The following is a 25,722-nucleotide window of genomic DNA, read 5'->3' on the forward strand; positions in this document are numbered from 1 at the left end:
CGGGCGCTGCGGCATGCCCGGGGGCGGATCGATTCGGGCCCCGAGATGTCGGTGCCCGAGACGTGGCCCGGTACCCGAGAGGCGGCGCCGGGTGGAAGGGGTCCGGTGCACCGTCTGACGGGTACGCCAGGGCCATACCCACTTCGGCGAAGGAGTGAAACCTGAACACCACAGGAGTAGTGGCAGCTGCCGTGGTCCCCGCCGCCGGGCGGGGCGAGCGGCTCGGGCCTGGAGCGCCCAAGGCGCTGCGCGAACTGGGCGGTGCGCCGCTGCTGGTGCACGCCGTGCGGGCGCTGGCGCGCAGCCGGTCGGTCGGCCTGGTCGTGGTGGCCGCGCCGCCGAACGGAGTCGCCGAGGTGGTCGGCCTGCTGGACAGCCACGGGCTGGACGGCAAGGACGTCCGGGTGGTGGCCGGCGGGGCGACCCGCCAGGAGTCGGTGCGCCTGGGCCTGGCGGCGATCCCCGAGCAGACCGAGATCGTGCTGGTGCACGACGCGGCCCGGCCGCTGGTGCCGGTCGAGGTGGTGGACGCCGTGATCGGCGCGGTGCGCGGTGGCGCCGGGGCGGTGGTGCCGGCGGTGCCGCTGGCCGACACGGTCAAGCGGGTGGAGCCCGCCGAGGCCGGCCGGCCCGAGCCGGTGCTCGACACGCCGGACCGCGCCACCCTGCGGGCGGTGCAGACGCCGCAGGGCTTCCGCCGCGAGCTGCTGGCCGAGGTGCACGCCAAGGCGCTGTCCGAGGCGGCGGCCGGCGGCGGTCCTGCGGTGACCGACGACGCCGGGCTGGTCGAGTGGTACGGCGGTCAGGTGGTCGTGGTGCCCGGCCACGAGGAGGCGTTCAAGGTGACCCGGCCGCTGGACCTGGTGCTGGCCGAGGCGGTACTCGCCCGACGGAGGGCTTCCGATGGTTTCTGATAGTTCGTCAACTCCCTTCGTGATCCCGCGAGTCGGGATCGGCACCGATGTGCACGCGTTCGCCGACGGGGTGCCGCTGCATGTCGCCGGGCTGCACTGGGAGGACGCCCCGCAGGGGCTGGCCGGTCACTCGGACGGCGACGTGGCGGCGCACGCCGCCTGCAACGCCATCTTCTCGGCGGCCGGACTGGGCGACCTGGGAACGCACTTCGGCACCGACCGCCCCGAGTGGGCCGGCGCCGCGGGCACCACGCTGCTCACCGAGGCGGCCCGGATCGTGCGCGAGGCCGGCTTCGAGATCGGCAACATCGCGGTCCAGGTGATCGGGGTCCGACCGCGGATCGGCAGCCGGCGGGCGGAGGCCGAGAAGGTGCTGTCGGCCGCCGCCGGAGCGCCGGTGGCGCTCTCCGCCGCCACCACCGACGGGCTCGGCATGACCGGGCGCGGCGAGGGGCTGGTCGGACTGGCCACCGCGCTGGTCTACCCGAGGGGTTGACGTCACCGGCCGACCGGAGCGGGGGCTCCGGTCGGCCACGGTGCGTCATCCCGGTTCACACGGCCGTCACGTCCGCGCGCAAAGGTGGCGGGGCACTACCCGGTTCCCACTACCCTGGACGCTGTGAGCCTTCGCCTGTACGACACCAGCACCCGCCAGGTACGCGACTTCGTCCCGCTTGTACCGGGCTGTGTCTCGATCTACCTGTGCGGCGCGACCGTACAGAGCGCCCCGCACATCGGGCACATCCGCTCCGGCCTGAACTTCGACATGATGCGTCGTTGGTTCGCCTACCGCGGTTTCGACGTGACGTTCGTGCGCAACGTCACCGACATCGACGACAAGGTCATCAAGAAGGAGCAGGAGCTCGGCCTGCCCTGGTGGCAGATCGCCTACGCCAACGAGCGTGCCTTCAACGAGGGTTACACCGCCCTCGGCTGCCTGCCGCCGACCGTCGAGCCGCGCGCCACCGGGCACATCCCCGAGATGATCGACATGATGCAGACGCTGATCGCCAACGGCCACGCCTACGCGGCCGACGGCAACGTCTACTTCGACGTCAAGTCGTTCCCCGACTACCTGCAGCTCTCCAACCAGAGGCTGGAGAACCTGCTGCAGCCCGAGGGCGAGGGCGAGACCGGCAAGCGCGACCCGCGCGACTTCGCCATGTGGAAGGCGGCGAAGGCGGGCGAGCCGAGCTGGAACACCCCCTGGGGCCCCGGCCGTCCGGGCTGGCACCTGGAGTGCTCCGCGATGGCGCACAAGTACCTGGGCAAGGCCTTCGACGTCCACGGCGGCGGGCTCGACCTGATCTTCCCGCACCACGAGAACGAGATCGCCCAGTCCAAGGCGTTCGGCGACGACTTCGCCGGCTTCTGGGTGCACAACGCCTGGGTCACCATGTCCGGCGAGAAGATGAGCAAGTCGCTGGGCAACTCGGTGCTGGTCTCCGAGATGGTGAAGCACTGGCGGCCCATCGTGCTCCGCTACTACCTGGGCAGCCCGCACTACCGCTCCATGATCGAGTACAGCGAGGAGGCGCTTCGCGAGGCCGAGGCCGCCTTCAGCCGGATCGAGGGCTTCATCCAGCGCGTCGTGGAGCGCTGCGGCCCGGTGGAGCCGGCCGCCGAGGTCCCGCCGGCCTTCGCCGAGGCGATGGACGACGACCTGGGCGTGCCGCAGGCGCTGGCCGTGGTGCACACCGCGGTCCGGCAGGGCAACAGCGCGCTCGCCGCGGACGACAAGGAGAACGCGGTCGCCCGCGTCGCCGAGGTCCGTGCGATGCTCGGTGTACTGGGCCTCGACCCGTTGGACCCGATGTGGGTCGGCACCGAGCAGGGCGAAGACCTGCACGGCGTGGTCGACTCGCTGGTCCGCCTGGTGCTGGAGCAGCGCCAGGCAGCCCGGGCCCGCAAGGACTACGCCGCCGCGGACGCCATCCGCGACCAGCTGGGGCTGGCCGGCCTGGCGATCGAGGACACCCCGTCCGGCCCCCGCTGGACGCTCAGCAACCAGTAGCCCGTGCTCGTCACCCACCTACGGAATTCCGTAGGTGGGTGACGCGGGCAGCAACCAGTAGCCCCGTGCTCGCGAGCCGGGCACCGGGCGTCGCTGGGCCGTACTCTCCAGGAGTACGGCCCTTCGGCATGACGCAGACAGATTTTCGGCGAAAGACAGGAAGCCACACCATGGCCGGCAACAGCCAGCGCAGGAACCGCCGCAACCCCGGATCGAAGAAGGGCGCGAGTGTCGGTACCGGCGGCCACAGCCGGAAGGCACTCCAGGGCAAGGGCCCGACCCCGCCCGGCGAGGAGCGCAAGGGACACCCCAAGCAGCGCGCCGCCAACGCGGCGCTCAAGCGCGAGCGGGACGCCAAGGCCCGCGCCGGGATGCGCCGGGCCGGCGGTGGCGGCCGGGGCGGTCGCGGTGGCGCGGGCAGCGCCGAGCTGGTGGTCGGCCGCAACTCGGTGGCCGAGGCGCTGCAGGGCGGGGTGCCCGCCACGGCGCTCTACGTGATGCAGTTCATCGACACCGACGACCGGGTGCGCGAGGCGTTCCAGGCCGCCAACGACCGCGGCATCCCGCTGATGGAGGCCCCCCGCCCGCAGCTGGACCAGATGACCGGCGGCCTGAACCACCAGGGCCTGGTGCTGCAGGTGCCGCCGTACGAGTACGCGCACCCCGAGGACCTGCTGGAGATCGCCGCCGACGCCGGCCAGGACGCGCTGATCATGGCGCTGGACGGGGTGACCGACTCGCGCAACCTGGGCGCCGTGGTCCGCTCGGCCGCCGCCTTCGGTGCGCACGGCGTGGTGATCCCGGAGCGCCGGGCGGCCGGCATGACCGCCGGTGCCTGGAAGACCTCCTCCGGCGCCGCGGCCCGGCTCTCGGTGGCCCGGGCCACCAACCTGACCCGGGCGCTGGAGGCCTACCAGAAGGCCGGCCTGATGGTGGTCGGCCTGGCCGCCGACGGCGAGGCCGAGATCGGCGACCTGGACGCGCTGACCGGCCCGGTGGTGATCGTGGCGGGCAGCGAGGGCCGCGGGCTCTCCCGGCTGGTCTCGGAGACCTGCGACCTGCTGGTGCGGATCCCGATGCCGGGCCAGACCGAGTCGCTGAACGCCGGTGTGGCCGCCGGCATCGTGCTCTACGAGGCCGCCCGGCTGCGCGCCAAGGGCTGACGTCCTGCGCCGCGGGGGCGGAGGTGCTGCGCGGCCAGGGCTGAGGTGCTACGCGGCCGGGGCTGACGTGGTGGGCGGCCGGGGCTGAGGCTCTGGGCCGCCGGGCTGACGCTCTGGGGGCCACGGGCTGAGGTTCTGGGCGCCCGGGGCTGAGGTTCGCCTCCCGGGTTCGATTGAGCCCGGATTCCGCCCGCTTCTGACGGATGCGGTCACCCTCGTGCACGGGGGAGACCGCATCCGTCAGCGATGTTTGCGGTTGCACTCTCAGGAGTGTCCTAACCGGGCATCACCCGGTTAGAGCTGGTGTGGACACCAGAACACGTCGTCGCCCGAGGCTGGGCCAAGCGGCCGGGATAGCGGAAGAGCCCGCCCTGAGCACGGTCCGGGTGCCTAGCGATCCGTCCCGGCTCAGCAGCACCCAGGTCAGTTTCCGGATCCGGCTGGCCGGCCCGGTCGCGTCCCTGATCGACGCACCACCGGCCCCGGCCGCGCCGTATGCCGACTCGTTCGGGCGGCCGTACGCCTCGATGAGCTACGGCGGCCGGCCCGGCCTGGTCCGGGCCGGCGTGGCGGACAGCGCACCGGCCGCCGGCCGCACCGCGGGCCGCCGCAAGGGCCGGGTCACCGCGGTGACCTGGAGCGGGCAGGCCGCCCCCGGCGACCTGGCGGCCACCCAGCTGCTGGACGCGGTGCGGCTGCACTCGATGGCCTCGCTGGGCGGGGCCGTCCGGGGCGGCGCCGCGCTGGGCGGCGGTGGCGGTGGCACGCCGATGGGTTCGGTCGGCCTTGCCGATCCGGTCGGCTCGGTCGGTCTGGTCGACGCCGAGACCACCCAGCGGCTGGACACCGTGCCCGGCTGGGACAGCGCGCCGGTCGGCGGCGGCTACCGGCCCGGCCCGGCCCGCGGCGGCGTGCCGCGCCAGTCGTCCGGTGACGGCGGCTCGACCCCGGCCCGGCTGCCCCGGCCCGGCTGGCAGCCCAGCGGTGAGCTGCCCGAGCACTCGGCGACCGCCGGGGAGCCCAGCCGGCACGCCTGGTACCCCGGCCGCCGGGTCGACCTCGGCCTGGTACTGCTGCCGATGCGGGTGCTGCTCGGCTCGCTGTCGCTCTACGCCGGGCTCAGCAAGCTCTGCGACCCGGTGTACTTCGACGGCGGCAACCGCGGCTCGATGATGCGCTGGCTCGCCTCGCTGCACCCCTGGAAGACGGCCCAGCCGCTGCTGGAATTCGCCATGGCGCACCCCGTCGGCGCGGGCCTCGGGGTGGCGTTCACCGAGGTCGTGGTCGGGGTGCTCACCCTGCTGGGGTTGTGGCAGCGGCTGGCGGCCGGGGCGTCGATGCTGCTCTCCGCGGCGCTGCTGTTCACGGTCAGCTGGCAGGCCGTCCCCGCGTACGACACGCCCGACCTGATCCTGCTGGCGGCGTGGAGCCCGCTGCTGATCGCCGGCGCGCCGTACGCCTCGCTGGACGGGCGGCTGGCGCTGGAGGCCTGGCGGCGGTACGGGCCGCAGGCGCCCGGAGCGCTGCGCCGCCGGGTGCTGCGGCGGGGCACCGTCGTGGCCACCGTGGTGATCGGGGTGAGCCTGCTGTTCGGCTCGCTGGTCGGTGCCGCGGTGCGCGGCAACGGGCAGCCCCGGCCGGGCCAGGTGCCGTCGAGCGACTACGGGACGCCGGTCTGGCCCGCCGTCACCAGCGCACCCACGACGGACCGCCCGCACACCCCGGGCGCGTCGGCGGGTGGCCCCGCCAAGCCGTCCGGAGCCGCCTCGCCGTCCCCGTCCGGCTCGGCCACCCCGTCGCCCTCGACCTCGGCCTCGCCGGGCGGTTCCCGGCGGCCGCATCCGTCCGGCAGCGCCCGTGCCACCGAGGGCTCGGGCAACACCGCGACCCAGGGCGCCAGTTCGGCCGGCTCGGCGGGCAGCGCCGGCAGCGCCCCGGTCACCACTCCGGGCAGCACCGGCACCGCCGGTGGCACCCGGACGGCGAAGCCGAGCCCGAGCGGTGGCGGCGGGCTGATCGGCGGGGTGCTGGGCAGCGGGCTGCTGCCCTCCACCCTGGGGATGCCGCAGGGCAGTTCGGGGGTCCGGCCGGTGGTCTGAAGCCGGCGCCGGCCAGCGGGTGGCCCCTCCTGTTCGCAGGAGGGGCCACCTTTTCGGCATCTGTGACGCTCTGTCAATGACCCGACGCGGCAAGCTCCTTGGCGGCCTCGGTGAGGTCCTTGGCGGTGTCGATGGCGCGCCAGTAGACGCCCTGCGGGAGTTGGTAGCCGGCCAGTCGCCGGGCCCGGGCCAACTGCGGGAAGGTGGTGCGCTCGTGGTCGCCCGCGTCCGGCAGCAACTCGGCGAAACCGGGCGCGAAGACGTACAGCCCGGCGTTGATCAGGAACGGCGACGGCGGCGCCTCGATGAAGTCCAGCACATTGCCGAACTGGTCGGTCTCCACGGCGCCCCAGGGGATCCGCGGCCGGACCAGGGCCAGGGTGGCGAGGGCGTCGCGCTCATGGTGGAAGTCGGCCATCTCGCGCAGGCTGAACCTGGTCCAGATGTCGCCGTTGGTCGCGAACCAGGGCTCCTCGGGGCGGGGCAGCGCCGCAGCGGCGAACTTCAGCCCGCCGCCCCGGCCCAGCGGCGCGGACTCCACCACCGTGCTCACCCGCAGCGGAAGTCGGGCCGAGGACAGCCACTCCTGCAGCACCTCGGCCAGATGGCCGCAGGAGACCACCACGTCCGTCACGCCTTCGGCTGCCAGCCAGGCGAGTTGGTGCCCCAGGATCGGGGTGCCGGTGCCGGGGATCTCGACCAGCGGCTTGGGCCGGTCATCGGTGTACGGGCGCAGCCTGGAACCCTGGCCGCCCGCGAGGATCACGGCCTGCGTGACGATGGGGGTGCTGGGCGCGTAGGGGATCGGGGTGCCGGTCATGGGGGCAGGGTAGCTCTCCAGGCCCGGTGGGATCAGCCCTTCGGGGCTCGCGGGGAGCGGCCTTCGGGGGCCGCACCCGCTTCGGTTCAGCTGCCCTGGCTCAGCCCTGCAGGCCGGCGGCGAAGGAGCCGTCGCAGACCGGGCGGGCGAAGGACCGGGCCCGCTGCACATCGCCCTGGTACAGCTTCACCGTGGCCTGGCCCAACTCCTTGGCCAGCGTGGTGCAGTAGGGCGTCAGCGAGGGCTGCTGCTGCATGCTGCGCTCCAGCAGGTCCAGCGCCGCGGGCGCGCCCTGGGAGCGCAGCTCGGAGAGCAGGTCGGTGCGGAGCGCGTCCACCGGGGGCAGCGACCCGTGGCCGGCGGCGCTTCCGGTGCCGGCGCCGACCTTTCCGATGCCCGGTGCGGTGCCGCTGGAGGCGGCGACCACCTGCTGGTCGTCACTGGTCGGCGGGGCCCAGGCGACCCGGGTCACGGCGAGCGTGCCGGTGGTCACCAGGACCACGGGCAGCGTGAGGGCGATGGTCTGGCCGATGCGGCGCACGAGCTGCTTCACGCCAGTGAGGGTAGCGCCGCGTGAGGGTTTGCCGACACTCCGTCACACGGATGAGTGACAACATCCGAGCCCCGTCGGACGGATGTCCGACGGGGCTCAGGCGTGCGTTCGACCGAGGATGACGCCGAATCAGTTGCTGAGGCGGGCGCCGGTGCTGGTGGAGAAGACGTGCGTCTCGCCGCCGGCCGGGACCACGTGGATGGTCTCGCCCTTCTGCGGCACCTGACGGCCGTTGACCCGCACCACGATGTCCTTGTCCTCGCCGCCGACCACGGTGGTGCCGTAGACGAAGCCGTCCGCGCCGAGCTCCTCGACCACGTTGACGGTGACGGCCACGCCCTCGATGCCACCCTCCGACACGATCTGGAAGTGCTCCGGACGGATGCCGACGGTCACGTTCTTGTCGCTGCCGGCCCCGGCCAGCTGCTCGCGGTCGATGTTGATCACCGAGCCGCCGAACTTCACGCCGCCGTCCACCAGCGGAACGTCGATCAGGTTCATCGCGGGCGAGCCGATGAAGCCGGCCACGAAGACGTTGGCGGGCTTGTCGTACATCCGGCGCGGGGTGTCGACCTGCTGCAGCAGGCCGTCCTTGAGCACCGCGACCCGGTCGCCCATGGTCATGGCCTCGGTCTGGTCGTGCGTCACGTAGACCGTGGTGATGCCCAGGCGGCGCTGGAGGCCGGCGATCTGGGTGCGGGTGGAGACGCGCAGCTTGGCGTCCAGGTTGGAGAGCGGCTCGTCCATCAGGAAGACCTGCGGCTCGCGGACGATCGCACGGCCCATCGCGACGCGCTGGCGCTGGCCACCGGAGAGCGCCTTGGGCTTGCGGTCCAGGTACTCGGTGAGGTCGAGGATCTTGGCGGCCTCCTCGACCTTCTTGCGGATCTCCGCCTTGTTGACGCCGGCGATCTTGAGCGCGAAGCCCATGTTGTCGGCGACGGTCATGTGCGGGTAGAGCGCGTAGTTCTGGAACACCATCGCGATGTCCCGGTCCTTCGGCGGCAGGTTGGTCACGTCGCGGTCGCCGATCCGGATGGCGCCGCCGTTGACGTCCTCCAGGCCGGCCAGCATCCGCAGGCTGGTCGACTTGCCGCAGCCCGAGGGGCCGACCAGCACCAGGAACTCGCCGTCCTCGATGTGCAGGTCCAGGGCGTCGACCGCGGGCTTGGTGCCGCCCGGGTACAGACGGGTCGCCTTGTCATAGGTGACAGAAGCCATGATGGTGCTCTCCTTCACCGGCAGGAACGTGCCGGACGATCCGAGTAAAGGCTGGGTTGTCCGCCGCCCCGAGGTGGTCTCTACCACGCCGTGACGACTCCGCCCGAGGCTACCCGCCACGTCATCCCCGTGTCAGCCCCCACCTCCCCACCAATCGGATACCAGTCCGATCACACCCCGAATCCGCCACCGCCGCCCCACCTTCCCCGGTAGACTGCCACCCGGTGCCGCCGTGGCTCGCTGCGGACGGTCACCATGCCTCCTTAGCTCAGCTGGCCAGAGCACCGCTCTTGTAAAGCGGGGGTCGTCGGTTCGAACCCGACAGGGGGCTCAGGGCATCTGACCAGCCGGGGAGCCTCGAACGCGATCATGATTCGAGGCTCCTTTTGATCTTGAGAGTCCGCAAAGAATCCACAACGCCCCTGGGGAGTTGGACACGGTTCAACCATCCCCCTGTTCAATTTGGAAAGATCGCGTAGAGTGATGACCGTAGGGGCGGCCGTGTGCGGCCGGATACGCCCCCTTCGCGTACCGTGGGACGGCTGGGGAGGACAACCGGGCCGGACCACGTGAGGACCCCCGTCGAGCAAAGCGACGGGGGTCCTCTTGCGTAAAGACTAGACCGCCCCGGCGCCTTTCGGTGCCGGGGCGGGATGCCGACTTGCGGCATCTAACGGGCGGCAGGGGATACGCAACCTCCACCACCCGCTCCGTAGCCCCGCCGGCTGTGCCAGCAGGGCAGCTCATGTCCCCTCAGGTGGGCATTTGCCGCATATTTGCGGCAGACATTCGATCATGGACCAGCCAGCGTGACTAGGTGCCTTCCGACCTGCCCGACTGGCTGATCGCGCAGCGCGTCCAGGTCGGACACCGCATCCGCGACCTGCGCATCCAGCGCGGTCTGTCTCAAGAGCAGCTCGCCCACGAGGCAGGAATCGCCCGCCACACGGTCTACCGCACCGAGCTGGCAACCCACTCGGCGTCACTCGATGCGCTCGGCCTCATCGCTGAAACCCTCGGCGTGCCGCTCTGGCAGCTCTTCCGGGACGAGTAGTCGCCAGGGCCGAGGCGAGCCGCGGCGTACGGGCGGTCAGGCCGCTTCGGAGAACCGCGTGACGATGTTCGCCGCCGCAGCGCGGCGAGCGGCAACGCTCCGGATGCTGTGGCCGAGCCTCAGCGAGAGGCCGGAGGCCAGGCCGATGGTCAGCCCGTCGTGCACAGTGCGCATCTGACTGAGCGTGTCATCCAACTCGGCGGTGGCAGCGTGTGCGGTCGCCTGCCGGTGGAGCTGGAGGCCGAGGGCACGCAGCTTGGTCAGGGCGCGCGCCTGGTCGAACTGGCGGGTGATGATGGCGGTTGCACTCATCGCATAGTCCTTACGTTACAGAGGGCTTGGAGGTCCCGCCCGCGTACGGCGGGGCGTCAACGGACGGAACCGTGACCCGCGCCACCCCCGCCACGGGCGTGGCGGCGCGGGAGCATCTCAGGCCGTGGGCAGCACCTGAAGCACGGCGGCGGCCAACAGCGACGGCGGGGTCAGCACACCGGTCACGTCCGGCCAGCGGACCCAGCGGACGGGGCCCGGCACAGCCGGATCCGGCTCAGGCGCACCCAGGTAGTCGCCCGTGGAGAACACTCGGGACGAACGAGTGATGCGTGCCCAGGTGAGATCGGCGTGGCTCTCCACCGGGACGAGCCAGTAGACGTAGCCACGTCCTGGATCATGCATCACCGGGCCGATGGCCGGGGCGGCGTCGGTTGCCAGGAGCATGTGGAGCGCGGCCAGCCCGGACTCTTCCGGCAGTCGTATCGCGTCCCACAGCACGCCGCAGGGCAGCATCTGGATGCCCCCCGGCTGCCCGGGCCACTCCCGCTCTATCACGGGCCGGTCGGGCCCCGTACTGCTGGCCAGCCAGGCGGCCGGCGACATCACCAACGGCGCCGTCTGCGCCTGCGGCGTCACCGGGCCACCGCCGCCAGCTTGGCCCGGTGCCGGCGGTGGCAGTCCGAGCACCGCCAGACGCGCTCATCTCGCACCGCTCCAGGCGGGACCGGGATCGTTCGCAGCTCGCCTCGGAAGGGCGCCTCCGGGGCGCCGCAGTCGCTGCAGGGGAACCGATCCAGCCTCAGGAGTGATTCCGAGTGCGGTAGCCCGTCGGCGGGCTTCGGCACGGACACCGCAAGTTCTGCCATGCGAAGGAAGGTAGGGCTGCCGCGTCAGACTCACCCGAACTGTCAGCTCGGGTGAACCACCAGCTCGCCTACGCGCTCACAACAAGCCCAGCCGAACGGCCAGCGCCTCTGCCTGACGGGCATGCATCGCCCGGGCTCTGCGCACCAGGCCAAGCAACATGTCGCGCGCAAGAGGTTGCCGGGCCAAGTCCTCGGGGGCCAACTGCTCCAGCTCCAGCAGGCTCAGGAGAACTGAGGCGTCCTCGCGGCGCAGGTCGTAGCAGCGCGCGACTTCGAGCGTGAACGTGAACTCCCTCTCGCGGGACGGCAGCTCGGAGGTGTCGATCGCATCGGCCATCCGTAGCGCCTCCCCAGCCTCTCCCGCCTCCATCTCGATGCTGACCCGGTGCAACTCCACGTTGGTGGGCCCGTAGACGGTCCACATGACGTTGCCCTCGCCGGTGCGGCGTGCGATGTCCCGCGTCTCATTCAGCCGGTCGCGGGCAGTCCACCAGTCGCGGCGGCGGGTGGCGGCAACCACGGTGACGAGCTTGAGAGCGCCAGCCATGGCGTCGGATTCGGCGTCATGAGCCGCGACGCGGGGCGCCAGGTCGGCAGCGGCGCGGGTGGCGACCTGCTCCGCTCCCTCCGCTTCGTCGGCGGCGAGGAGGACGTGCCCGAGGTTCCACTGTGCAGCGGCGATTCGCAGGGGATCGTCGGCGTCCTCGGCAGCGCGTACGGCCCGGTCGGCGGCCATGAGGGAGAGATCGACTCGGCCGGTGCGGCGAAGATAGGAGCGGAGAAGGAAGTAGAGGTCGGCGGCGCATCGGAGGGCGTCTCGATGGGGCGCGGGCTCGCTGCGGTGGGCGCGGACGGTGTGCTCGACGTCGGCGATCAAGTCGGGGAGCGTGACGGCGGCATCGGTGAAGCGAGTTGGAGAGGTCTGCCAGCTACGCCACGCCTGTTCAACCCGCTCGCGGAGGATAGGCAGTGGGGTGGGGTCCGTACTTCGTGGTGGGCCGTAGCCCATGAGCGCTCGGCTGATTGCCGGTTCGCTGCTGTCTGCAGGGGCAGCGGCGGGGAGTGCTGCCTCGGAGAGTAACGCTGCGGTGGGCACTCCGAGCTCCTTGGCGATGGCGTGAAGGACCTGGACGGTAGGGGTCTTGAGGCCCCGTTCGATCTGTGACAGGTAGTCGGGTGTGATTCCGACGAGGCCGGCGATGACGTCTTGGCGTCGGTTGCCGCGGGTCTGGCGGTAGTGCCGGATCCTGTCGCCGATGGGGAGGTCTGGCGCGACCATACCGGCCTCCGTGTACTGGCTGTAATTGGCTGTCCACTTCAGGGTAGTAGCCGTTGGGCGGCGTGATGGCCGGGTTGCTGTGGCAGGCTGGTTGCCTCATGTTGTCCTGGAGGGGAGTGGACGTGGCCAAGCGGCTGGTGCTCTGGGATGTTGACCACACGCTGATCGCGACGCGCGGTGTGGGGCATGAGGCGTTCGCGGCGGCGTTCGAGCGCGTCACGGGGCGCCCTCTGGAAAAGCAGGCGGAGATCACCGGCCGCAGCGAGCTCGCAATCCTGCGGGAAACCCTGGTGCTGCACGGCCTTCCCCGTGACCTCGTCGACTTCCAGGAGTACACGGAGATCCTCGCGTCGGAGTACCTACGACGGGCTGGCGAGTTGAGGGAACGCGGGCATGCCTTGCCGGGGGCGGCGGCTGCGCTGGGGACTCTGGCGTCGCTGCCCGGTGTGGTGCAGACGGCGGCGACGGGCAATGTGCGCTCGGTCGCGGAGATCAAGCTGCAGACATTCGGGCTGGACCGGCACATCGACTTCGAGGTCGGTGGTTACGGTGAGGACGCTGAGGTCCGCGCCGACATGGTCCGCGTCGCGTTGCGGCGAGCCGGGGTGGAGCCGAATGAGGCGATCATCTTCGGGGACACGGTCGCCGATGTGGAGGCCGGCCTGGCGACGGGCGTCTTCGCGGTGGCTGTGGCGACCGGGCGGACCAGTGCGGCCGAGCTGACGGCAGCGGGCGCTGATCGAGTGCTCCTAGGGCTGGAGGAGACGGCCGTCGTGGCTGGACTGGTCTGCGACCTGCCATCGTGACTCCATCGAGGCGGGCACTTGCAGGCGAGGCCGCGACCGCGTCCTCGTAGTGCGCTGACTCAGAGACGGCGAGGGCTCTGCCGGGCCGAAGACAAGCGGGGCCGCATGAACGCTCCGTAGCAATCAGGTCGAACGTGTGAGCGATAATGGCAGCGTGTACAGCCCGACCTGCCCAGCCGACGCCGAGCCGGCCAGCCGCGCCGAGATGGCCGGCCCCGGCCCGCACCCGAGCGTGGACGCCTGGCAGATGGTGGTTGTGCATGTGGAGGGGCGCTGGCAGCCAGCGCTGCTCACCCAATGGCGGCGACTCCCGTCCGGCTGGGTAGCGCACGTCCGCTGGCGGAAGTCTCGGGACCCCGGCGACGGCTGGGCCTGGCTCCGCCACGACCCCGCTACCCTCCAGCCGCTCACCCCCGACGATATGGACGCCGCCGGCCTCGGCGCGTAGCCGCTCATCTGTCCGACCCGCACCCTAGGATCTGCCCCGTGTCCGACGCTCTGCCCATCCCCGACGACCTTGCCCAGCTCCAGCGCGACCGCATCGCCGCAGAGAACGCCGTCGCTCAGCACATCGCCGAGGTCGACCGGCTCCGCAGCGAGCACTACCCTGCGCCCGAGCAGACCCAGGAGCGGGCACGCTGGAGCGAGGAGGAAAGCGCCAAGCTGGAGGAACTCCGCGCCGAGCGAGACCAACTGGGCCGCGCGGTCCGACAGCACCCCGTCATGGTCCAGGCTCGCGACGAGGGGCGTTTCTGGGCGACCTGGGACGCCCTCCAAGAAGCCGCCCGCGAGGGCTGACCACCACGAATCGCCCCCGCCCGGCTGAAGCCGAGCGGGGGCTTCGTACATCTTTCGGCGAGCGCGGTGCCGCTGTCGCCGTGGCTTCCATCTCCTATAGGGTGTACGCCCTGTAGTTGTGCCGACACGGACATGGGGATGACCGTGGCAGACATCGACAAGATCATCGGGAAGCGGATCCAGAAAGCCCGACTGCGCCGCGGATGGTCGCAGGCCATGCTCGGCGACCAGGTCGACCGCACCACATCGTGGATCTCGCAGGTCGAGCGAGGTGTGATCTCCCTCGACAGCATCGCGATGGCCACGAAACTCGCCGACGCCCTCGGCGTCGACCCGCCGCGCCTGCTCGCGCTCGACACGCGCTACCCGGCCTGGCAGCCGGTCGAAAAAGCCGCGCCGCCGGCGCCCGTTGCTCCGCCCGAGCATCCCACGAGCGACCGGCTGCTGAGACGCACCTTCACCCTCGGCTCCATCGCCGGCATCACCGCAGCCCTGGGCGCTATGTCCCCGGACACGAGCGAACAGGTGGCCGCTCGCTCGGACCGCGGGCGAATCGACCGGCAAGCGCTACTTGAGTTGGAGACGATCAGTCGCAGCATCCGCCGATCCTTCACCGCCTTCCCGGCCCATGCCCTGCTGCCGGTGGCACACCATCAGATCGAACTGGCCCTCTCACTGCGCCCCAGAGAGCAGCCGCAGGCCGACCGGTTCGCGCTGCTCAACCACATAGCAGAGATGGCGGCCATGGCCGGCGGCATGCTGACCCTCGACATGCAGGACTACGCCGCCGCCGATACCTATATGACGCTCGCCCAGCAGCTCGCACGCGAAACGGGCAACTGGGAGATCAGCGCGCTGGTGTTCGGCGGCCGGGCCTTCGTGGAGGCGCACCAGGGCGGCGACCGGGACGACGCGCTGGACTACGCCCTCGCCGCCGTCGACCAGGCCGAGAATGGCGCATGCCTGCGCACCAGGGCGTGGACGCACGCAGTCGCCTCCGAGATGCACGCCGCCTGCGGCGACGAGGCCGGGTTCCGCGACTCGCTGGATGCGGCCCGCTCGCTGCTGGCCGGCCCGGTGGACGACGACCACCGCTGGGGCGGCTTCTCCTGGTTCGACCTGTCGAAAGCGGACGGCTACGAGGGCGGGGACCTGGTGGCGATGGGCCGGTGGCGCGAGGCACTTCCGGCTCTCGACGTCGCGCTCCAGCGGCTGCCCGAGCCGATGCTGCGCCATCGCGCGACCGCTCATGTCGGCCGGGCCGAGGCCCACGCCGGGGCAGGCGACGCGGAGGCGGCCTGCGCGGACGGGCACGCGGCTCTCGACCTGGTCGCCCGCGTCCAGCACAGGGACACTCTGCGCCGGGTCACCGCGCTGCACCGGGCCCTGCGCGCGACAGCGAACTCCTCGACCGTGCGGGCGCTGGGGCAGCACGTGCTGGACACCAAAGTGATCGTCAAGACGAAGGCGGCGTGATGCAACGCGGACTGATCCTGGACTTCGGCGGGGTGCTGACCAGCAGTATCCCGGAGGCGGCTGCTGGCTTCGACCGGCGCGAGGGCCTGCCCGAGGGCACGCTCATGCACACGGTAGGCCGGCACCCCGAAGGCAGCGCCCTGTTTGCCCAGTTGGAGCGCGGGCTGATCAGCCAGGCCGAGTGGGGCGAACAAACAGCCGAGCTGCTGGGGGTTGATGGTGCGGACCTGTTGCCCCGGGTGCTCGCGGACCTGCAAATCGAGCCGGTGATAGCCGAAGCCGCGCAGCGGGCCCGCGCGGCTGGCGTGCGGCTCGCGCTGCTGTCGAACAGCACCGGCGCCTCACCCTACGACTCCTATCTGGGCTGCGACTTGAAGAGCATGTTCGATGTGGTCGTGCTGTCCGGGCAGGGTGTGGCCAAGCCGGACCCTGAGCTGTACGAGACCACGCTCCACCAACTTGGCCTGCCCGGCGACGCGTGCGTGTTCGTCGACGACACCGCCCGCAACCTGCCACCAGCGCAGGCGCTGGGGATCCACACCGTGCTCGCAGCGGGCCCGGCGCAGGTGATCGAGCACGTAGAGAGTCTCCTCGGCATCCCGCTTCGCGAAAGGGTGTAGACCACTCCGCAGGCTGGCTACCACCTCGCAACCACACTGCGACTGCGCCCGACCGCCCGGTGGCATCGTGAAGGCCACGCCGCCCGGACCTGCGACATCCCCAGCAGGTCCGGGCGGCCGAACCCCCTGCCACCTACATGGAGAAGGGCACAGCCATGCCCGAAGCGCCCAACCATCCCGCCCCACCCGCCCCCGTGCTGCGCCACGTCCGCAGGCCCTTCAGCGAGCGCAGCGCCCGCTACTCGGTCGCCGCCGACCGCCTGGCGACCGGTGGCCTGTCCGACCGCCACAGCCTGGCCGACATCGGCGCCGGCCACACCGAGCTCGACGTACTGCTGCGCACCACCCACGGCTGGCGCGGCCGGTACGTACCGGTGGACCGCTGGACCGGCGACGTGGACCTGGAGACCTGGACCCCGCCGATGCGCTGGGACTGGGCGGCGTGCCTGGAAGTGCTGGAGCACCTCCAGGACCCCTTCCGGCTGCTGGCCGAGCTGATGTCCAGCGCCCTGCTGGGTGTCGTGGTGACCACGCCCAACCCCGAGGTGGTGGACGTGCTGGCGATGGACCCCACCCACGTCACCCCGATCACCCGTCAGGAGCTGGCCAACGCCGGCCTGTACACCTCGCTGCACAACCTCTACGGCACCGCCGACGACGGGATCTGCGGCGTCTGGTACCGCGAAGGCCTGCACCTGATCGAGCGGCAGTTCGCGTTCATGCCGTTCATGCCGAAGGGGGCACGGTGATCAAGGAAGGCGCGCACACGTTCATCGCCGGCCGCGGCCCGGTCACCCCGTTCCTGGGCAAGTACGCGCCCAAGTGCGACGACGTGTTCGACCGGATCGAGCACCGCTTCGCCGCCGCCGGCCTGGCCGGCATGCGGTACCGGCCGCTGCGGATCGAGCTGGAACTGACCACGAAGTGTAACGACTCCTGCCCGAGTTGTGGCATGGGCGCGCTGCCGCTTGCCCAGGGCATCACCGTGACGCCCGACCAGCGGGCCAGGATCGTGGACGAGTTTGATTCCATCGGCCTGCCCACCGCCGCAGTCACTGGCGGCGAGCCGTTCGTCGCCGCCCACGCGCTCTACCCGCTGATCAAGGCGCTGAGGCAGCGGGGAATCGACATCAGCAAGCTGACCAGCAACGGCCTGTGGGGCGCCTCCGAACGCCGCATGACACGCACCTTCGAGCAGCTGAAGAAAGCCGACTTCTTCGGCAACCAGCTGGTCGTGCCGCTCATCATGCTGAGCATCGGCGAGCAGACAATGCCGCTGGAGTGGGTCGCCCGCATCCTCCACCACGCGGTCACCCACTACAGCGACCGCGAGCTGAACGTCGCCGTTTCCTCGCTGGCGGACCCGGCCGACCGCCAGCACAAGATCTACGAGCTGATCGCCACCTACGAGCGACGGTACGGCGACTTCCCGCACGACCGGGTCCACTCCACGATGCGGGTCTACCTGGACAACGAGCGGCTGCCCGAGCAGAAGAAACAGGACCGGCCCGGGCACACCAGCGTCCGGCGGTGGATGGACGCCTGCTTCGACTGCTTCGCGCCCACCGTCGGCACGTACATCCTGCCCAGCGCGCTGCTCAAGCAGGACGGCCGCTGGTACTCGTGCGCCAGCTTCGACGTCCCCGACAGCCTCGGCTTCGGGAACATCTTCACCGACTCGCTGCGCACCATCCTGGAGCGCGCCAACTCCTCCGAGTACCTGCAGCTGATCGCCACCGGCGGAGGCCTCAAGGGCCTGCACGGCGCCGTGCCCGCCGAGTTCACCGAGAACACGACCTGCGGCGGGTTCTGCGACTCCTGCGGCCTGCTGTCCGGCGAGTTCCGCAAGGCCAAAGGCCTCCCGCCGGCTACCCCCCTGCCGATCTTCAAGCCCGAGGACCTGCTGCGCCGCCCGACCCTGGCCGTCGCCGAGTAGCCGAAGAAGGACCCGAGTTCAATGACGCTTCCCACAAACACTGAGCTGATCATCCGTCACGCTCTGGCACAGGCCACACTCTGCGACGCCGATACGATCCCCGAAGACGGGCACCTGGAGCAGGACCTCGGGATCGACAGCCTGGCCCTGCACGAGCTGGTCGTGACCCTGGAGCAGCGACTGGCCGTCCTCATCCCGGACGAGGAGGTCGGCCGCCTGAACACCATCTCGGACGTCCGCGTCCTGCTCGCCCGGCTCGACCCCGCGACCGGAACGGACACCACCCAGTGACCACGCGAGAGATCGCCCCCAAGGGGCGCGGCTACCTGATCCTCAACTCCCACCCCACCGGCTGCGCCACGACGGTCGAGCGCATGTGGGAGTCCATCCCGGCCCGCAAGCCAGACGGCACCGCACCCACCGTCCTGCTGCTGGGCGCCAGCGCCGGCTACGGACTCGCGATCCTCCTCGCCGGGCTCCGCCGACACGGCATCCGCGGCATCGGCGTCGCCTACGAGGCCCCGGAAACCGAGCGACGCACCGCCTCAGCCGGCTGGTACCGCACCGCTGCCGCCGCCGGCCTCGCGGCGGCCAACGGCAACGACTTCGAGTTCGTCAACGCCGACGCGTTCAGCGCCGACGCCAAGGCCGAGGTGCTGGACCGGATCGCCACGAAGCTCGGGCCAGTGGACTACCTGATCTACAGCCTCGCCGCACCGCGCCGCACCGACCCCGAGACCGGCGCCGTCTACCACTCCGTCATCAAGCCGCTGGGCCAGCCCTACCAGGCCCCCTCGCTGGAGTTCGAGGACACCACCGCCCGAGTCGGCACGGTCAGCCTGGCCCAGGCCGACGAGGAGGAGCACCTGGCCACCGTCAAGGTGATGGGCGGCGAAGACTGGGAGATGTGGGTCGAGGCCCTGGCCGGGCGCGGCCTGCTCGCCGACGACTTCACCACCGTCGCCCTGACCTACGTCGGCTCCGAGCTGACCGCCCCCGTGTACAGGCAGGGCACCATCGGCGCCGCCAAGGAGCACCTGGAGCGCACTGCGGCCGCTCTCAACGACACCGTGCTCGCCGACGGTGCCGGCCGGGCCTACACCGTGGTGGCCGGCGCCGCCGTCACCCAGGCGTCCACCGCCATCCCCTCCATCGCCCTCTACACCTCGCTGTTGCGCAACGTGCTCGGTCCGGAGGGCTGGCGCACCACGGCTGACCAGGCGGTGGACCTGTGGGAGCAGCTTAGCGGGGCCCGGCCGCTCGAACTGGACGACAAGGGTCGCATCCGCTTGGACGGTTGGGAGCTGGATGAGGGCGCGCAGGAGCGCGTGCGCAAGTTGTGGGAGGACCCGGCGGGGGTGCTGACCGGGGACCCGTCCGGGCCGATGTGGTTCTACGGCCAGTTCCGTGAGCTGTACGGCTGGGACGTGCCCGGCATCGGCTACGCGGGCCCGGTGGAAACCGCGGTGCCATGGCCGGACAGCCAGCCGTGACGAAGCGCCCCCGCTGCGGCCTGAGGGCCGCAGCGGGGGCGCCGTTGAACTGTCATCTGATCAGCCACCCGTGACCGCCCCGGACATGACGAAGCCGCCCCCGCCCCGGCCGAAGCCGAGACGGGGGCAGGTAGTTCAGCGGAGCAGCAGCGGGATCATAGCTACCACGACAGCGAGCACAGCCGCGAGCGCAACGATCGGGGTCAGCGGCCAGCGACGCTCCTCCAGCGCATCAACCCGCGGTCTCACATCGGCATTTGCCGCCTGTACACGCTCCACCTCCCCGAGACGCTGGTCGAGGTCGGCGGTGTCAGCGCGCTGCTGGTCCAACGCCCGCTCAGTATCAGCGCGATGCTGGGTGAGGGCCCGGTCGTGCTGATCCGAACGTTGCACCAGCAACGCCAACGACCCCTTGATCTCGGCGAAGGACTCGCCCACCACACCCCGCAGTCGCTCCAGCGCCAGCGCGGTCGCCGGATCCTCCGGCACCGGAGAAGCCACAGCCATCCTCCGATCAGTGGCTTATGGGCCGCTGCCAGGCGGCGTCCCAGGTGTGCGCCCCGACGATGCCGTCCACCGCCAGCGGCCAGCCGTGGTCGGTGCTGTCCTGCTGGAACTGCCGGCAGATGCTCGCGGACGCGGGGCCGTACCAGCCGTCCGCGGTGATCTGCCAGCCGCGGCGGGCCATCTGCTGCTGCCAGTTGTAGATGTTGCCGTCGTGCATCTCGTTCGACTGGAGCTTGAAGTCGTAGCCGGGCCACGGCTGGTGCCCGGCGGGCGTGGGCGTGGGCGCGAACGACGAGGCCCAGGAGCGCAGTTCGCCGGTGCTGCCGAGGTGGCAGAAGTCCTGGTCGACACCGCTGGCGCTGTTGTACTGGTGGAACAGCCAGTTGGCGCTGACCCCGGGCTGGCCGGCCGGTCGGCCCTCGGTGGCGATCCACAGGTAGTCCTGGTAGTAGCCGGTGGTGTCGACGTTGTCCCAGTAGTCGGCGTTGCAGTACATGCCGACCGGCCGCTGCGGAGCCGAGGCCTTCAGGTGCCGCAGGAAGGCCTCCTTGTACGCCAACTGGTTCCCGTGCGAGACACCCGAGTTGGCGGAGTCGTAGCCCTCCCAGTCCAGGCAGAGCAGCTCACCGACCGCCGGCTGCGCGATCGAGAGGAAGTGATCCGCCTCACTCTGCGCCGAGTTCCGCATGTCCGGGTAGTGGTAGTAGCCGACCACCAGCCCCGCGTTGCGCGCCGCGTCCCGCTGACTGGCCCACTCCGGGTTGGTGTACGTGAGGCCCTCGGTGACCTTGACGAACGCAAAGCTGAGGCCGCTCGCGTCCGGCCGCGCCGCCTGGTAGCTGGACCAGTCCTGTCCGTTGATGCCCATCAGTCCTCCTGGAGCTGGGTGGTGGGGTGGAGTTCGGCGACGAGGCCACGCAAGAGCTTCAGCTCGTCGCGGAGAAGCCGGCGGTCCTCCAGGACCGCGTCATGGGTCTCGCGAGCCTGACGCTCAGCGGCCCGACCAAGGACCGACTGGCCAACGGCCAGCAAGGGCAGCGCTACGAGCTGCACCACGTTGCTCCAGTACAGGAGCGAGTTGATCGCCTTCGGGAACAGCAGCGGCAGCAGCCCGTACGCGGTGAAGACGTAGAACGCCCACATCGTGCCGAACGACCTGGTGGCCCGAACCGCCAGGCGCTCGTTGAACTTGCTGGCCCGGCTCACCCGGTCACCTCCCGCGCAGGTACGGCCTCGGCCGGCGGCGCCATGTCGGCCCGCCACACCCGCAGCGGCTCCCACAGCGGGCCCGGCAGCACGTGCACACCGAGGTGGGTGCGGTGGTGCACAGGGCACAGCGGCTCCAGGTTCCCCGGCGACTCGACCCACGCCGCGAAGTCGGTATCGTCCTCGAAGTGGTGGCCGAACGCCTGCGAGGCGAGCTCCAGGTCGACGCCGCCCGCAAGCGAGAACTCGACGTGGGTGTGGTGCAGCTCGATCGGGCCTGGGAAGGTACAGCCGGGGATGGCGCACTTCAGCAGCCCGAGCCGCCGCATCCGCTCCTTCGCGGCGTGGAACAGGTGGTAGTGCGGGTCGCCCTCGCGGGGCTCGTGCGCGGGCACGTGGGCAATCCAGTGCGCGGAGCCGGCCTGGTCATGGGCGGCGACCTCGTGATGGTCGTGGGTGGTCATCATGCCTCCGGCATGCGAAAGCCCCGCACGCTGGCGGGGCGTCAAGGGCGTTGAGGGTCAGGAGAAGGTGACCGGGTTCGACGTCGCGTTCGTCGCGTAGATCACCGTGGTCTGCGTTGCCTTGGACACCGACACCTGGCTCGTGCAGCCAGTCGGAATCGGCAGCGCCTCCAGGGCCTGGACAAATGCAGCCACCGTGGCGTCGCTCCACGCTGGCGAGACCAAGTTGATGTTCGCGCTGTCCTGGCTGTCCGTCGCCGTCTCGGTGATGGTGTGCTGGATGGCGTACTGCGTGAAGGCAGAGGTCGTGGTCATTCTGGGGGCCCTTCAGGTCAGAGGTGGGCGAAGGAGATGCTGAGAGCTGAGCAGACGTCCCCGTAGATCTGGGTGTTGAGCGACCCGCCAGACGTCTGGAGTCCGTGGACCTCGAGGTAGTCCGTGGTCCCGTTCAGGTAGACCTTCCGCAGCGGCGTAGCGATTGCCGTGGCCTGGCTGCTGCCCGCCGGGCCCCCGATCAGCGTCCCGGCCCCCTGCACAGGGTTGCCGTTCTTCGCGATCCGGGCGGCTCGGTTTCCGGTCACGTTCGTCGCGAAACACACGGCCCCAGAAGCCCAGTACCAGCCCGGGGTCTGCGCGGTGTAGCGGGTCGGGTTGCTCGAGCTCCAGCCGCCGTAGGTGTCGGCGAGGATGCCAGCGGCATCTGAGAAGTTGATCGGGGTCCAGCTGGTGCCGCTGGGGATTGAGGTGGTGGTGGTCGCCTGGATGGCCTCGAACATCGGCGGGTTCAGCAGGAACGTCAGGCCCGCATACAGCTGGGCGTTCATGATCGCGGCAGTCGCGACGTCGCCGACGGACCACTGATACGGGACGGGCGGTGCAACCCCCGTCATGGGCACCTCCGGGCATGCCGAGGACCGGCCCGCACAAGCAGGCCGGTCCGGGTGAGTACGGTCAGTAGGCGGCGCGCGGCCCGGCCGCCGAGAGGGTGGCCCCGCCGTCCAGCGACGCCGGGTACCCCGCCGCCGTCGCGGCCGGCAACTGGAGACCGGACGGCAGCGGCTGGCAGACGACATCGCCGACCGGGTGGTTGTGGACGGTGTTGGCCGTGAAGGTCACCGCCACGCTGGTGTAGCCCGGCGAGGTAGCCGCGACGGACTTCACCGTCAGGTTCTCGGCGCTCGCCGTGCCGTAGCCGAGCGTCAGCACCGTGCCGGGTGCCAGGACCGCCGCGGCCGGGTTGGTGGCCGAGCCGGTCAGCGCCGCCAGGGTCACGGTCGCCGTCCCCGCCGTGGACGCCGTGGCGACCGTGGTGTGCAGCGCCGCCGCGACCCACCAGCCCAGGAACGGCCCGGCGGGGGTGAGCTGCAGTCGGACCTTGAGGTTGCCCTGGTCGTCGCCCTCCCACGTCACGTGCTCGACGAACTGCTGCAGGCTGATCGCTGCAGCACCGGGCCCCGACGGTGGCCGGCGGTTGACCTGAGCTCGTGCGCCGAACCCCAGGCCCAGAACCTGCGACCAGAGAGCCGGGTTCGAGGCGGGATCGACGGTCAGTGTGCTCAACCGCGGTTGCGGCTGCCCGTACTGCGACACCAGGTACTGCCCTGCCGCCAGGGCCAGAGTCGGGTCCTGCGCGTTGATCTGCCGCGGAAGCGTGCGAGGCAGATACTCGACCTGGGAGGCGGTGTTGTTGGCGGGCTGCATCGGCTGTGCAGGCGCTCCTGGGGCAGCCTGGTTGGTGATTTGGGCCACGTTGTAGATGTGCGTCGGGTCGAGCTCCACCACCACGTCACCGAAATAGGGGACCTCGCCAGCGGCCTGTTGCTCGCCGAAGACGACTGCGGGCTGGGGCTGCAGGTAGCGCCACTTGCGGCCCGTCAGCCACAGCGTCCCGGCGGCGTCGACATACACTTGGCCGGCCTCGGTGTCCCCAACCAGTTCCAATGCGGTCATGGGGTCGGTGCCGGCCAGGTTCGCCCCGCCCATGGCGATGGTGGCCGCCTCCGCCTGGACGGTGCCGCCGTAGCCGCACATCGTCAGGATCCGCTGGGCCCGAACCGCGCTGGTCTCCCCAGCCCAGCCCGTGGCGAAGCCAGCTGCGAGGTCGCTGAACGAGGGGACGTTGTTGGTCGGGACCTCCACGGCGTACGCCAAGTCGCCGCTGTACGCCCACAGGTAGTTGCCGACGGCGGTCTGAACGTTCATGCCGATGGTGTCCGAGGTGATCCCGGTGGGCTGCACGCTGACGGCGTTGGTGTTGTAGAAGCCCGCGCCGTCGATGTTGGCGTTCAAGGTTTTGCCGTCCGGCGTGAGGATCAGCGCGGCCATGTGCCAGTTGCCGTCACAGTAGTTCGCCGTCGCGATCGTGAAGTCGATATTTCCCCCGGCGGCGTTGGTCGAGTTGACGTGCAGGTGCCCGCTGGAATCCAAGGCCAAGCCGCCTTGGCTCTTGTTCGAGCTGGACGACGACTGCCACCACCACAGCGCCATTTGTGTTCCGGCCGGCGGCAGCGTGCTGGTGCGGAAACAGATGATCCGTGTCCAGCCGGAGCCCGACGGCGGCCCGTTCGGTGTTCCCAGGTTGATGAAGCTGCCCTGCGAGTTGAAGAAGCTGCTGGGCGTGGCGTTGGCCATGGTGACCACTGGGCCAGGCGCCCCAACGAAGCCCGACCCGCTGACGCTGCTGCCGCTTGTCACCGTGCCCGCGCCGTATGGGGAGCTGGCGAGGTAGGTGGCGCCGTGCTTGCCGGAGGCATCCCGCCACCACACGGAGCCCTGCAGCTCATCCAGCGGATACAGCCGATCCGGGCCCAGCGCCATCAGCCCAGCCATCAGCGACGGCTGGAGCGTGAACTGACTCAGCCCGGCGAGCACATCGATACAGGTCAAGTCGACCAGACCATAGGTGCCTTGCTGCTGCCAGTGCTGTGGCCAGCGCTCCACAAACCCCGACCACAGCGGGTAGATTACGCCGCCCGCCGTCCACGGCGTTGCGGCCGCTGCCCGCTCCATCTGCCAGGCCGTCACGTACATCGTGCTGGCGCTCGCCGGACTACTGGAGATCTGCACGCTCGGCCGGCAGCCGACTGCCGTCGCCGGCGCGGTCACCGTGTAGGTCAGCAGTGCCCAACTCGTACCGAGCACCGGTACCGTGACGGCGCTCCCGATGCTCACCGTAATCCGGGCCCCCGTCACGTCGTACCAGCTGACGCGGTGCGCCGCCTGCAGCGTCGCATCGCCGCCTGCGGCCTGGGCCACCCAGCAGGAGAACGTATACGGCTGGCCGCCGACCACCGGGAGTGCGGACGCGTCCGAAACCGGCCACCCGGCACCGCCGTTGTTCGCCGCCGCCAGGCCAACCAGGTTGGTGGCAGCGGTCGAGGCCGGGATCGTCCAGGTCACAGCCGCCGTGTGCCCGGTTGGGGCGGGTGGCAGGCCGGAGGTCAGCGCGAAGCTACCGGCGCTGCTGCCGAGATTGGCCACGCTGGACGCAGTGCTGACGCCCTGCGGAAGGGCGTTGCGGGTCGGCGGCCACACCGCCTGAAGCCTGCACGCCCGCATCGGCACCACGTTCGGGTAGTACGGGGAGGACGAGTTGAGTGCGTCCAGGGCCCCGTCCAGGTTCCACAGGGAGACTGTCATCTGGCCGCTCTGGATCTGGTCCAGCTCGTACTGCCGGCCAGACTGTTCCACGCTCCAGGTGCCGCGCAGCCGCGACGACAGGTCCACGTAGGAGGGCTGCGTCGTCATGGCGCCGCCGGTGTTGAACGCCACCTGAAATCTGATGGATGGCCAGCTCGGCATCAACGGGCTGGCCCCGGCCGGGGTGTTGACGTGCTCGATGTAGGCCGTCTGCCCCGCGATGCTGGCGCCAGCCACGAAGTACGCGCTGACAGCGTGCGGAGACCAGCTGTACGGGATGGCGGCAAGCTGGGTCCAGCTGAAGCCGTCCGGACTGGTCGAGAAGAGCCACTGCCCGCTGCTCTCGGTCAGCATCCACCAGGCGTGTGCTGTCGGGTCGAAGGTTGGCAGGCTGACCGTGGTGAAGGCGCCAGCGTTGACGACGATCGCCTGCCACTGGGTGCCCGGCGAGCACGCGAGGTAGGCGCTGTTGTTGCCGTCTTGCTGGACCTTCAGCAGCGTCTGCACCACAGCGCCGCCGG

The 25,722-nt window shown here is 70.8% G+C and carries 28 protein-coding genes and 1 tRNA gene; 16 read left to right on the plus strand and 13 right to left on the minus strand.

Annotated features, from left to right (window positions below; genetic code table 11):
* The first annotated feature begins 161 nt into the window (after positions 1–161).
* The 5 genes from ispD (at position 162) to E6W39_RS24040 (ending at position 6,190) form a co-directional block, all read left to right on the plus strand.
* On the plus strand, positions 162–914 hold the full coding sequence (gene ispD, locus E6W39_RS24020) for a 2-C-methyl-D-erythritol 4-phosphate cytidylyltransferase (protein ID WP_228718720.1): 753 nt from the start codon (positions 162–164) through the stop codon (positions 912–914).
* Positions 904–1,410, plus strand: coding sequence for a 2-C-methyl-D-erythritol 2,4-cyclodiphosphate synthase (gene ispF, locus E6W39_RS24025; protein ID WP_141635284.1), 507 nt, complete (start codon positions 904–906; stop codon positions 1,408–1,410). Before ispD ends, ispF begins: the two co-directional genes overlap by 11 nt.
* A gap of 123 nt (positions 1,411–1,533) precedes the next feature.
* The gene (gene cysS, locus E6W39_RS24030; protein WP_141635285.1) at positions 1,534–2,928 is read left to right on the plus strand and encodes a cysteine--tRNA ligase; all 1,395 of its coding nucleotides are present in this window, start codon (positions 1,534–1,536) and stop codon (positions 2,926–2,928) included.
* A gap of 170 nt (positions 2,929–3,098) precedes the next feature.
* Positions 3,099–4,091: a 23S rRNA (guanosine(2251)-2'-O)-methyltransferase RlmB gene (rlmB, locus tag E6W39_RS24035; RefSeq protein ID WP_141635286.1), complete on the plus strand. Its 993-nt coding sequence runs from the start codon at positions 3,099–3,101 to the stop codon at positions 4,089–4,091.
* A gap of 386 nt (positions 4,092–4,477) precedes the next feature.
* A complete protein-coding gene (locus E6W39_RS24040; RefSeq protein ID WP_228718331.1) occupies positions 4,478–6,190 on the plus strand; it encodes a DoxX family protein in 1,713 nt (570 codons plus the stop codon).
* A gap of 73 nt (positions 6,191–6,263) precedes the next feature.
* Here the strand turns inward: E6W39_RS24040 and E6W39_RS24045 are convergent, their stop codons facing one another.
* The 3 genes from E6W39_RS24045 to E6W39_RS24055 form a co-directional block, all read right to left on the minus strand.
* A complete protein-coding gene (locus E6W39_RS24045; protein ID WP_141635288.1) occupies positions 6,264–7,010 on the minus strand; it encodes a nucleotidyltransferase family protein in 747 nt (248 codons plus the stop codon).
* Positions 7,011–7,110: 100 nt separating this feature from the next.
* A complete protein-coding gene (locus tag E6W39_RS24050) occupies positions 7,111–7,563 on the minus strand; it encodes a hypothetical protein (RefSeq protein WP_141635289.1) in 453 nt (150 codons plus the stop codon).
* A gap of 129 nt (positions 7,564–7,692) precedes the next feature.
* Positions 7,693–8,784, minus strand: coding sequence for an ABC transporter ATP-binding protein (locus E6W39_RS24055; RefSeq protein ID WP_101381093.1), 1,092 nt, complete (start codon positions 8,782–8,784; stop codon positions 7,693–7,695).
* Between the two features lie 257 nt (positions 8,785–9,041).
* Here E6W39_RS24055 and E6W39_RS24060 point away from each other — a divergent pair.
* Both E6W39_RS24060 and E6W39_RS24065 read left to right on the plus strand, forming a co-directional pair.
* Positions 9,042–9,115, plus strand: a tRNA-Thr gene (locus E6W39_RS24060).
* A 486-nt stretch (positions 9,116–9,601) separates the two neighbouring features.
* Positions 9,602–9,838: a helix-turn-helix transcriptional regulator gene (locus E6W39_RS24065; protein ID WP_141635290.1), complete on the plus strand. Its 237-nt coding sequence runs from the start codon at positions 9,602–9,604 to the stop codon at positions 9,836–9,838.
* A 36-nt stretch (positions 9,839–9,874) separates the two neighbouring features.
* Here the strand turns inward: E6W39_RS24065 and E6W39_RS24070 are convergent, their stop codons facing one another.
* The 3 genes from E6W39_RS24070 to E6W39_RS24080 all read right to left on the minus strand — a co-directional run bounded on the left by E6W39_RS24070 (position 9,875) and on the right by E6W39_RS24080 (position 12,256).
* Positions 9,875–10,150, minus strand: a complete 276-nt coding sequence (locus E6W39_RS24070; RefSeq protein WP_141635291.1) for a hypothetical protein — start codon at positions 10,148–10,150, stop codon at positions 9,875–9,877.
* A gap of 117 nt (positions 10,151–10,267) precedes the next feature.
* Positions 10,268–10,747 (minus strand): hypothetical protein, encoded by a 480-nt coding sequence (locus E6W39_RS24075; protein ID WP_141635292.1) that lies wholly within the window; start codon positions 10,745–10,747, stop codon positions 10,268–10,270.
* Between the two features lie 306 nt (positions 10,748–11,053).
* Complete coding sequence (locus E6W39_RS24080; RefSeq protein ID WP_141635293.1) at positions 11,054–12,256, minus strand: helix-turn-helix domain-containing protein; 1,203 nt, start codon at positions 12,254–12,256, stop codon at positions 11,054–11,056.
* Between the two features lie 122 nt (positions 12,257–12,378).
* Between E6W39_RS24080 and E6W39_RS24085 the strand changes: the two genes are divergently transcribed.
* The 9 genes from E6W39_RS24085 to E6W39_RS24125 all read left to right on the plus strand — a co-directional run bounded on the left by E6W39_RS24085 (position 12,379) and on the right by E6W39_RS24125 (position 19,385).
* Positions 12,379–13,062 carry an HAD family hydrolase gene (locus E6W39_RS24085; protein WP_228718332.1) on the plus strand — a complete coding sequence of 228 codons (684 nt, stop codon included), beginning with the start codon at positions 12,379–12,381 and terminating at the stop codon, positions 13,060–13,062.
* A 154-nt stretch (positions 13,063–13,216) separates the two neighbouring features.
* Entirely contained in the window at positions 13,217–13,510 is a 294-nt protein-coding gene (locus E6W39_RS24090) for a hypothetical protein (protein WP_141635294.1), read from the plus strand.
* Positions 13,511–13,548: 38 nt separating this feature from the next.
* Positions 13,549–13,860, plus strand: a complete 312-nt coding sequence (locus E6W39_RS24095) for a hypothetical protein (protein ID WP_141635295.1) — start codon at positions 13,549–13,551, stop codon at positions 13,858–13,860.
* Between the two features lie 138 nt (positions 13,861–13,998).
* Positions 13,999–15,336, plus strand: coding sequence for a helix-turn-helix domain-containing protein (locus E6W39_RS24100; protein ID WP_181799419.1), 1,338 nt, complete (start codon positions 13,999–14,001; stop codon positions 15,334–15,336).
* On the plus strand, positions 15,336–15,956 hold the full coding sequence (locus E6W39_RS24105) for an HAD-IA family hydrolase (RefSeq protein WP_141635297.1): 621 nt from the start codon (positions 15,336–15,338) through the stop codon (positions 15,954–15,956). Before E6W39_RS24100 ends, E6W39_RS24105 begins: the two co-directional genes overlap by 1 nt.
* A gap of 155 nt (positions 15,957–16,111) precedes the next feature.
* Positions 16,112–16,705: a methyltransferase domain-containing protein gene (locus tag E6W39_RS24110; RefSeq protein WP_141635298.1), complete on the plus strand. Its 594-nt coding sequence runs from the start codon at positions 16,112–16,114 to the stop codon at positions 16,703–16,705.
* Positions 16,702–17,892 (plus strand): 4Fe-4S cluster-binding domain-containing protein, encoded by a 1,191-nt coding sequence (locus E6W39_RS24115; RefSeq protein ID WP_141635299.1) that lies wholly within the window; start codon positions 16,702–16,704, stop codon positions 17,890–17,892. Before E6W39_RS24110 ends, E6W39_RS24115 begins: the two co-directional genes overlap by 4 nt.
* 21 nt (positions 17,893–17,913) lie before the next feature.
* Complete coding sequence (locus tag E6W39_RS24120) at positions 17,914–18,183, plus strand: acyl carrier protein (RefSeq protein WP_141635300.1); 270 nt, start codon at positions 17,914–17,916, stop codon at positions 18,181–18,183.
* The gene (locus E6W39_RS24125) at positions 18,180–19,385 is read left to right on the plus strand and encodes an enoyl-[acyl-carrier-protein] reductase FabV (RefSeq protein ID WP_141635301.1); all 1,206 of its coding nucleotides are present in this window, start codon (positions 18,180–18,182) and stop codon (positions 19,383–19,385) included. Before E6W39_RS24120 ends, E6W39_RS24125 begins: the two co-directional genes overlap by 4 nt.
* Positions 19,386–19,520: 135 nt before the next feature.
* Here the strand turns inward: E6W39_RS24125 and E6W39_RS24130 are convergent, their stop codons facing one another.
* From E6W39_RS24130 to E6W39_RS24160, 7 genes are all read right to left on the minus strand, one after another.
* Positions 19,521–19,886 carry a hypothetical protein gene (locus E6W39_RS24130; protein ID WP_141635302.1) on the minus strand — a complete coding sequence of 122 codons (366 nt, stop codon included), beginning with the start codon at positions 19,884–19,886 and terminating at the stop codon, positions 19,521–19,523.
* A 13-nt stretch (positions 19,887–19,899) separates the two neighbouring features.
* Positions 19,900–20,760: a GH25 family lysozyme gene (locus E6W39_RS24135; protein ID WP_141635303.1), complete on the minus strand. Its 861-nt coding sequence runs from the start codon at positions 20,758–20,760 to the stop codon at positions 19,900–19,902.
* Complete coding sequence (locus tag E6W39_RS24140; protein ID WP_141635304.1) at positions 20,760–21,098, minus strand: hypothetical protein; 339 nt, start codon at positions 21,096–21,098, stop codon at positions 20,760–20,762. The genes E6W39_RS24135 and E6W39_RS24140 overlap by 1 nt, the downstream gene beginning before the upstream one ends.
* The gene (locus E6W39_RS24145) at positions 21,095–21,565 is read right to left on the minus strand and encodes a hypothetical protein (RefSeq protein ID WP_141635305.1); all 471 of its coding nucleotides are present in this window, start codon (positions 21,563–21,565) and stop codon (positions 21,095–21,097) included. Before E6W39_RS24145 ends, E6W39_RS24140 begins: the two co-directional genes overlap by 4 nt.
* Before the next feature lie 54 nt (positions 21,566–21,619).
* Positions 21,620–21,877, minus strand: coding sequence for a hypothetical protein (locus E6W39_RS24150; RefSeq protein WP_141635306.1), 258 nt, complete (start codon positions 21,875–21,877; stop codon positions 21,620–21,622).
* 17 nt (positions 21,878–21,894) lie between these two features.
* A complete protein-coding gene (locus E6W39_RS24155) occupies positions 21,895–22,386 on the minus strand; it encodes a hypothetical protein (protein WP_141635307.1) in 492 nt (163 codons plus the stop codon).
* Between the two features lie 127 nt (positions 22,387–22,513).
* Positions 22,514–25,708 (minus strand): hypothetical protein, encoded by a 3,195-nt coding sequence (locus E6W39_RS24160; RefSeq protein WP_181799420.1) that lies wholly within the window; start codon positions 25,706–25,708, stop codon positions 22,514–22,516.
* Positions 25,709–25,722 lie beyond the last annotated feature (14 nt).

Source organism: Kitasatospora acidiphila (assembly GCF_006636205.1).
In the GTDB taxonomy this organism is placed as follows: domain Bacteria; phylum Actinomycetota; class Actinomycetes; order Streptomycetales; family Streptomycetaceae; genus Kitasatospora; species Kitasatospora acidiphila.

What these genes read in the sequence shown, in the direction of transcription:
- E6W39_RS24145 (WP_141635305.1), bottom strand. Translation starts at nt 21,565, where the DNA reads ATGATGACCACCCACGACCATCACGAGGTCGCCGCCCATGACCAGGCC.
- E6W39_RS24120 (WP_141635300.1), top strand. Translation starts at nt 17,914, where the DNA reads ATGACGCTTCCCACAAACACTGAGCTGATCATCCGTCACGCTCTGGCA.
- E6W39_RS24045 (WP_141635288.1), bottom strand. Translation starts at nt 7,010, where the DNA reads ATGACCGGCACCCCGATCCCCTACGCGCCCAGCACCCCCATCGTCACG.
- rlmB (WP_141635286.1), top strand. Translation starts at nt 3,099, where the DNA reads ATGGCCGGCAACAGCCAGCGCAGGAACCGCCGCAACCCCGGATCGAAG.
- E6W39_RS24135 (WP_141635303.1), bottom strand. Translation starts at nt 20,760, where the DNA reads ATGGGCATCAACGGACAGGACTGGTCCAGCTACCAGGCGGCGCGGCCG.
- E6W39_RS24155 (WP_141635307.1), bottom strand. Translation starts at nt 22,386, where the DNA reads ATGAACGCCCAGCTGTATGCGGGCCTGACGTTCCTGCTGAACCCGCCG.
- E6W39_RS24055 (WP_101381093.1), bottom strand. Translation starts at nt 8,784, where the DNA reads ATGGCTTCTGTCACCTATGACAAGGCGACCCGTCTGTACCCGGGCGGC.
- E6W39_RS24100 (WP_181799419.1), top strand. Translation starts at nt 13,999, where the DNA reads ATGACCGTGGCAGACATCGACAAGATCATCGGGAAGCGGATCCAGAAA.
- E6W39_RS24150 (WP_141635306.1), bottom strand. Translation starts at nt 21,877, where the DNA reads ATGACCACGACCTCTGCCTTCACGCAGTACGCCATCCAGCACACCATC.
- E6W39_RS24080 (WP_141635293.1), bottom strand. Translation starts at nt 12,256, where the DNA reads ATGGTCGCGCCAGACCTCCCCATCGGCGACAGGATCCGGCACTACCGC.
- E6W39_RS24070 (WP_141635291.1), bottom strand. Translation starts at nt 10,150, where the DNA reads ATGAGTGCAACCGCCATCATCACCCGCCAGTTCGACCAGGCGCGCGCC.
- ispF (WP_141635284.1), top strand. Translation starts at nt 904, where the DNA reads ATGGTTTCTGATAGTTCGTCAACTCCCTTCGTGATCCCGCGAGTCGGG.
- E6W39_RS24105 (WP_141635297.1), top strand. Translation starts at nt 15,336, where the DNA reads ATGCAACGCGGACTGATCCTGGACTTCGGCGGGGTGCTGACCAGCAGT.
- E6W39_RS24110 (WP_141635298.1), top strand. Translation starts at nt 16,112, where the DNA reads ATGCCCGAAGCGCCCAACCATCCCGCCCCACCCGCCCCCGTGCTGCGC.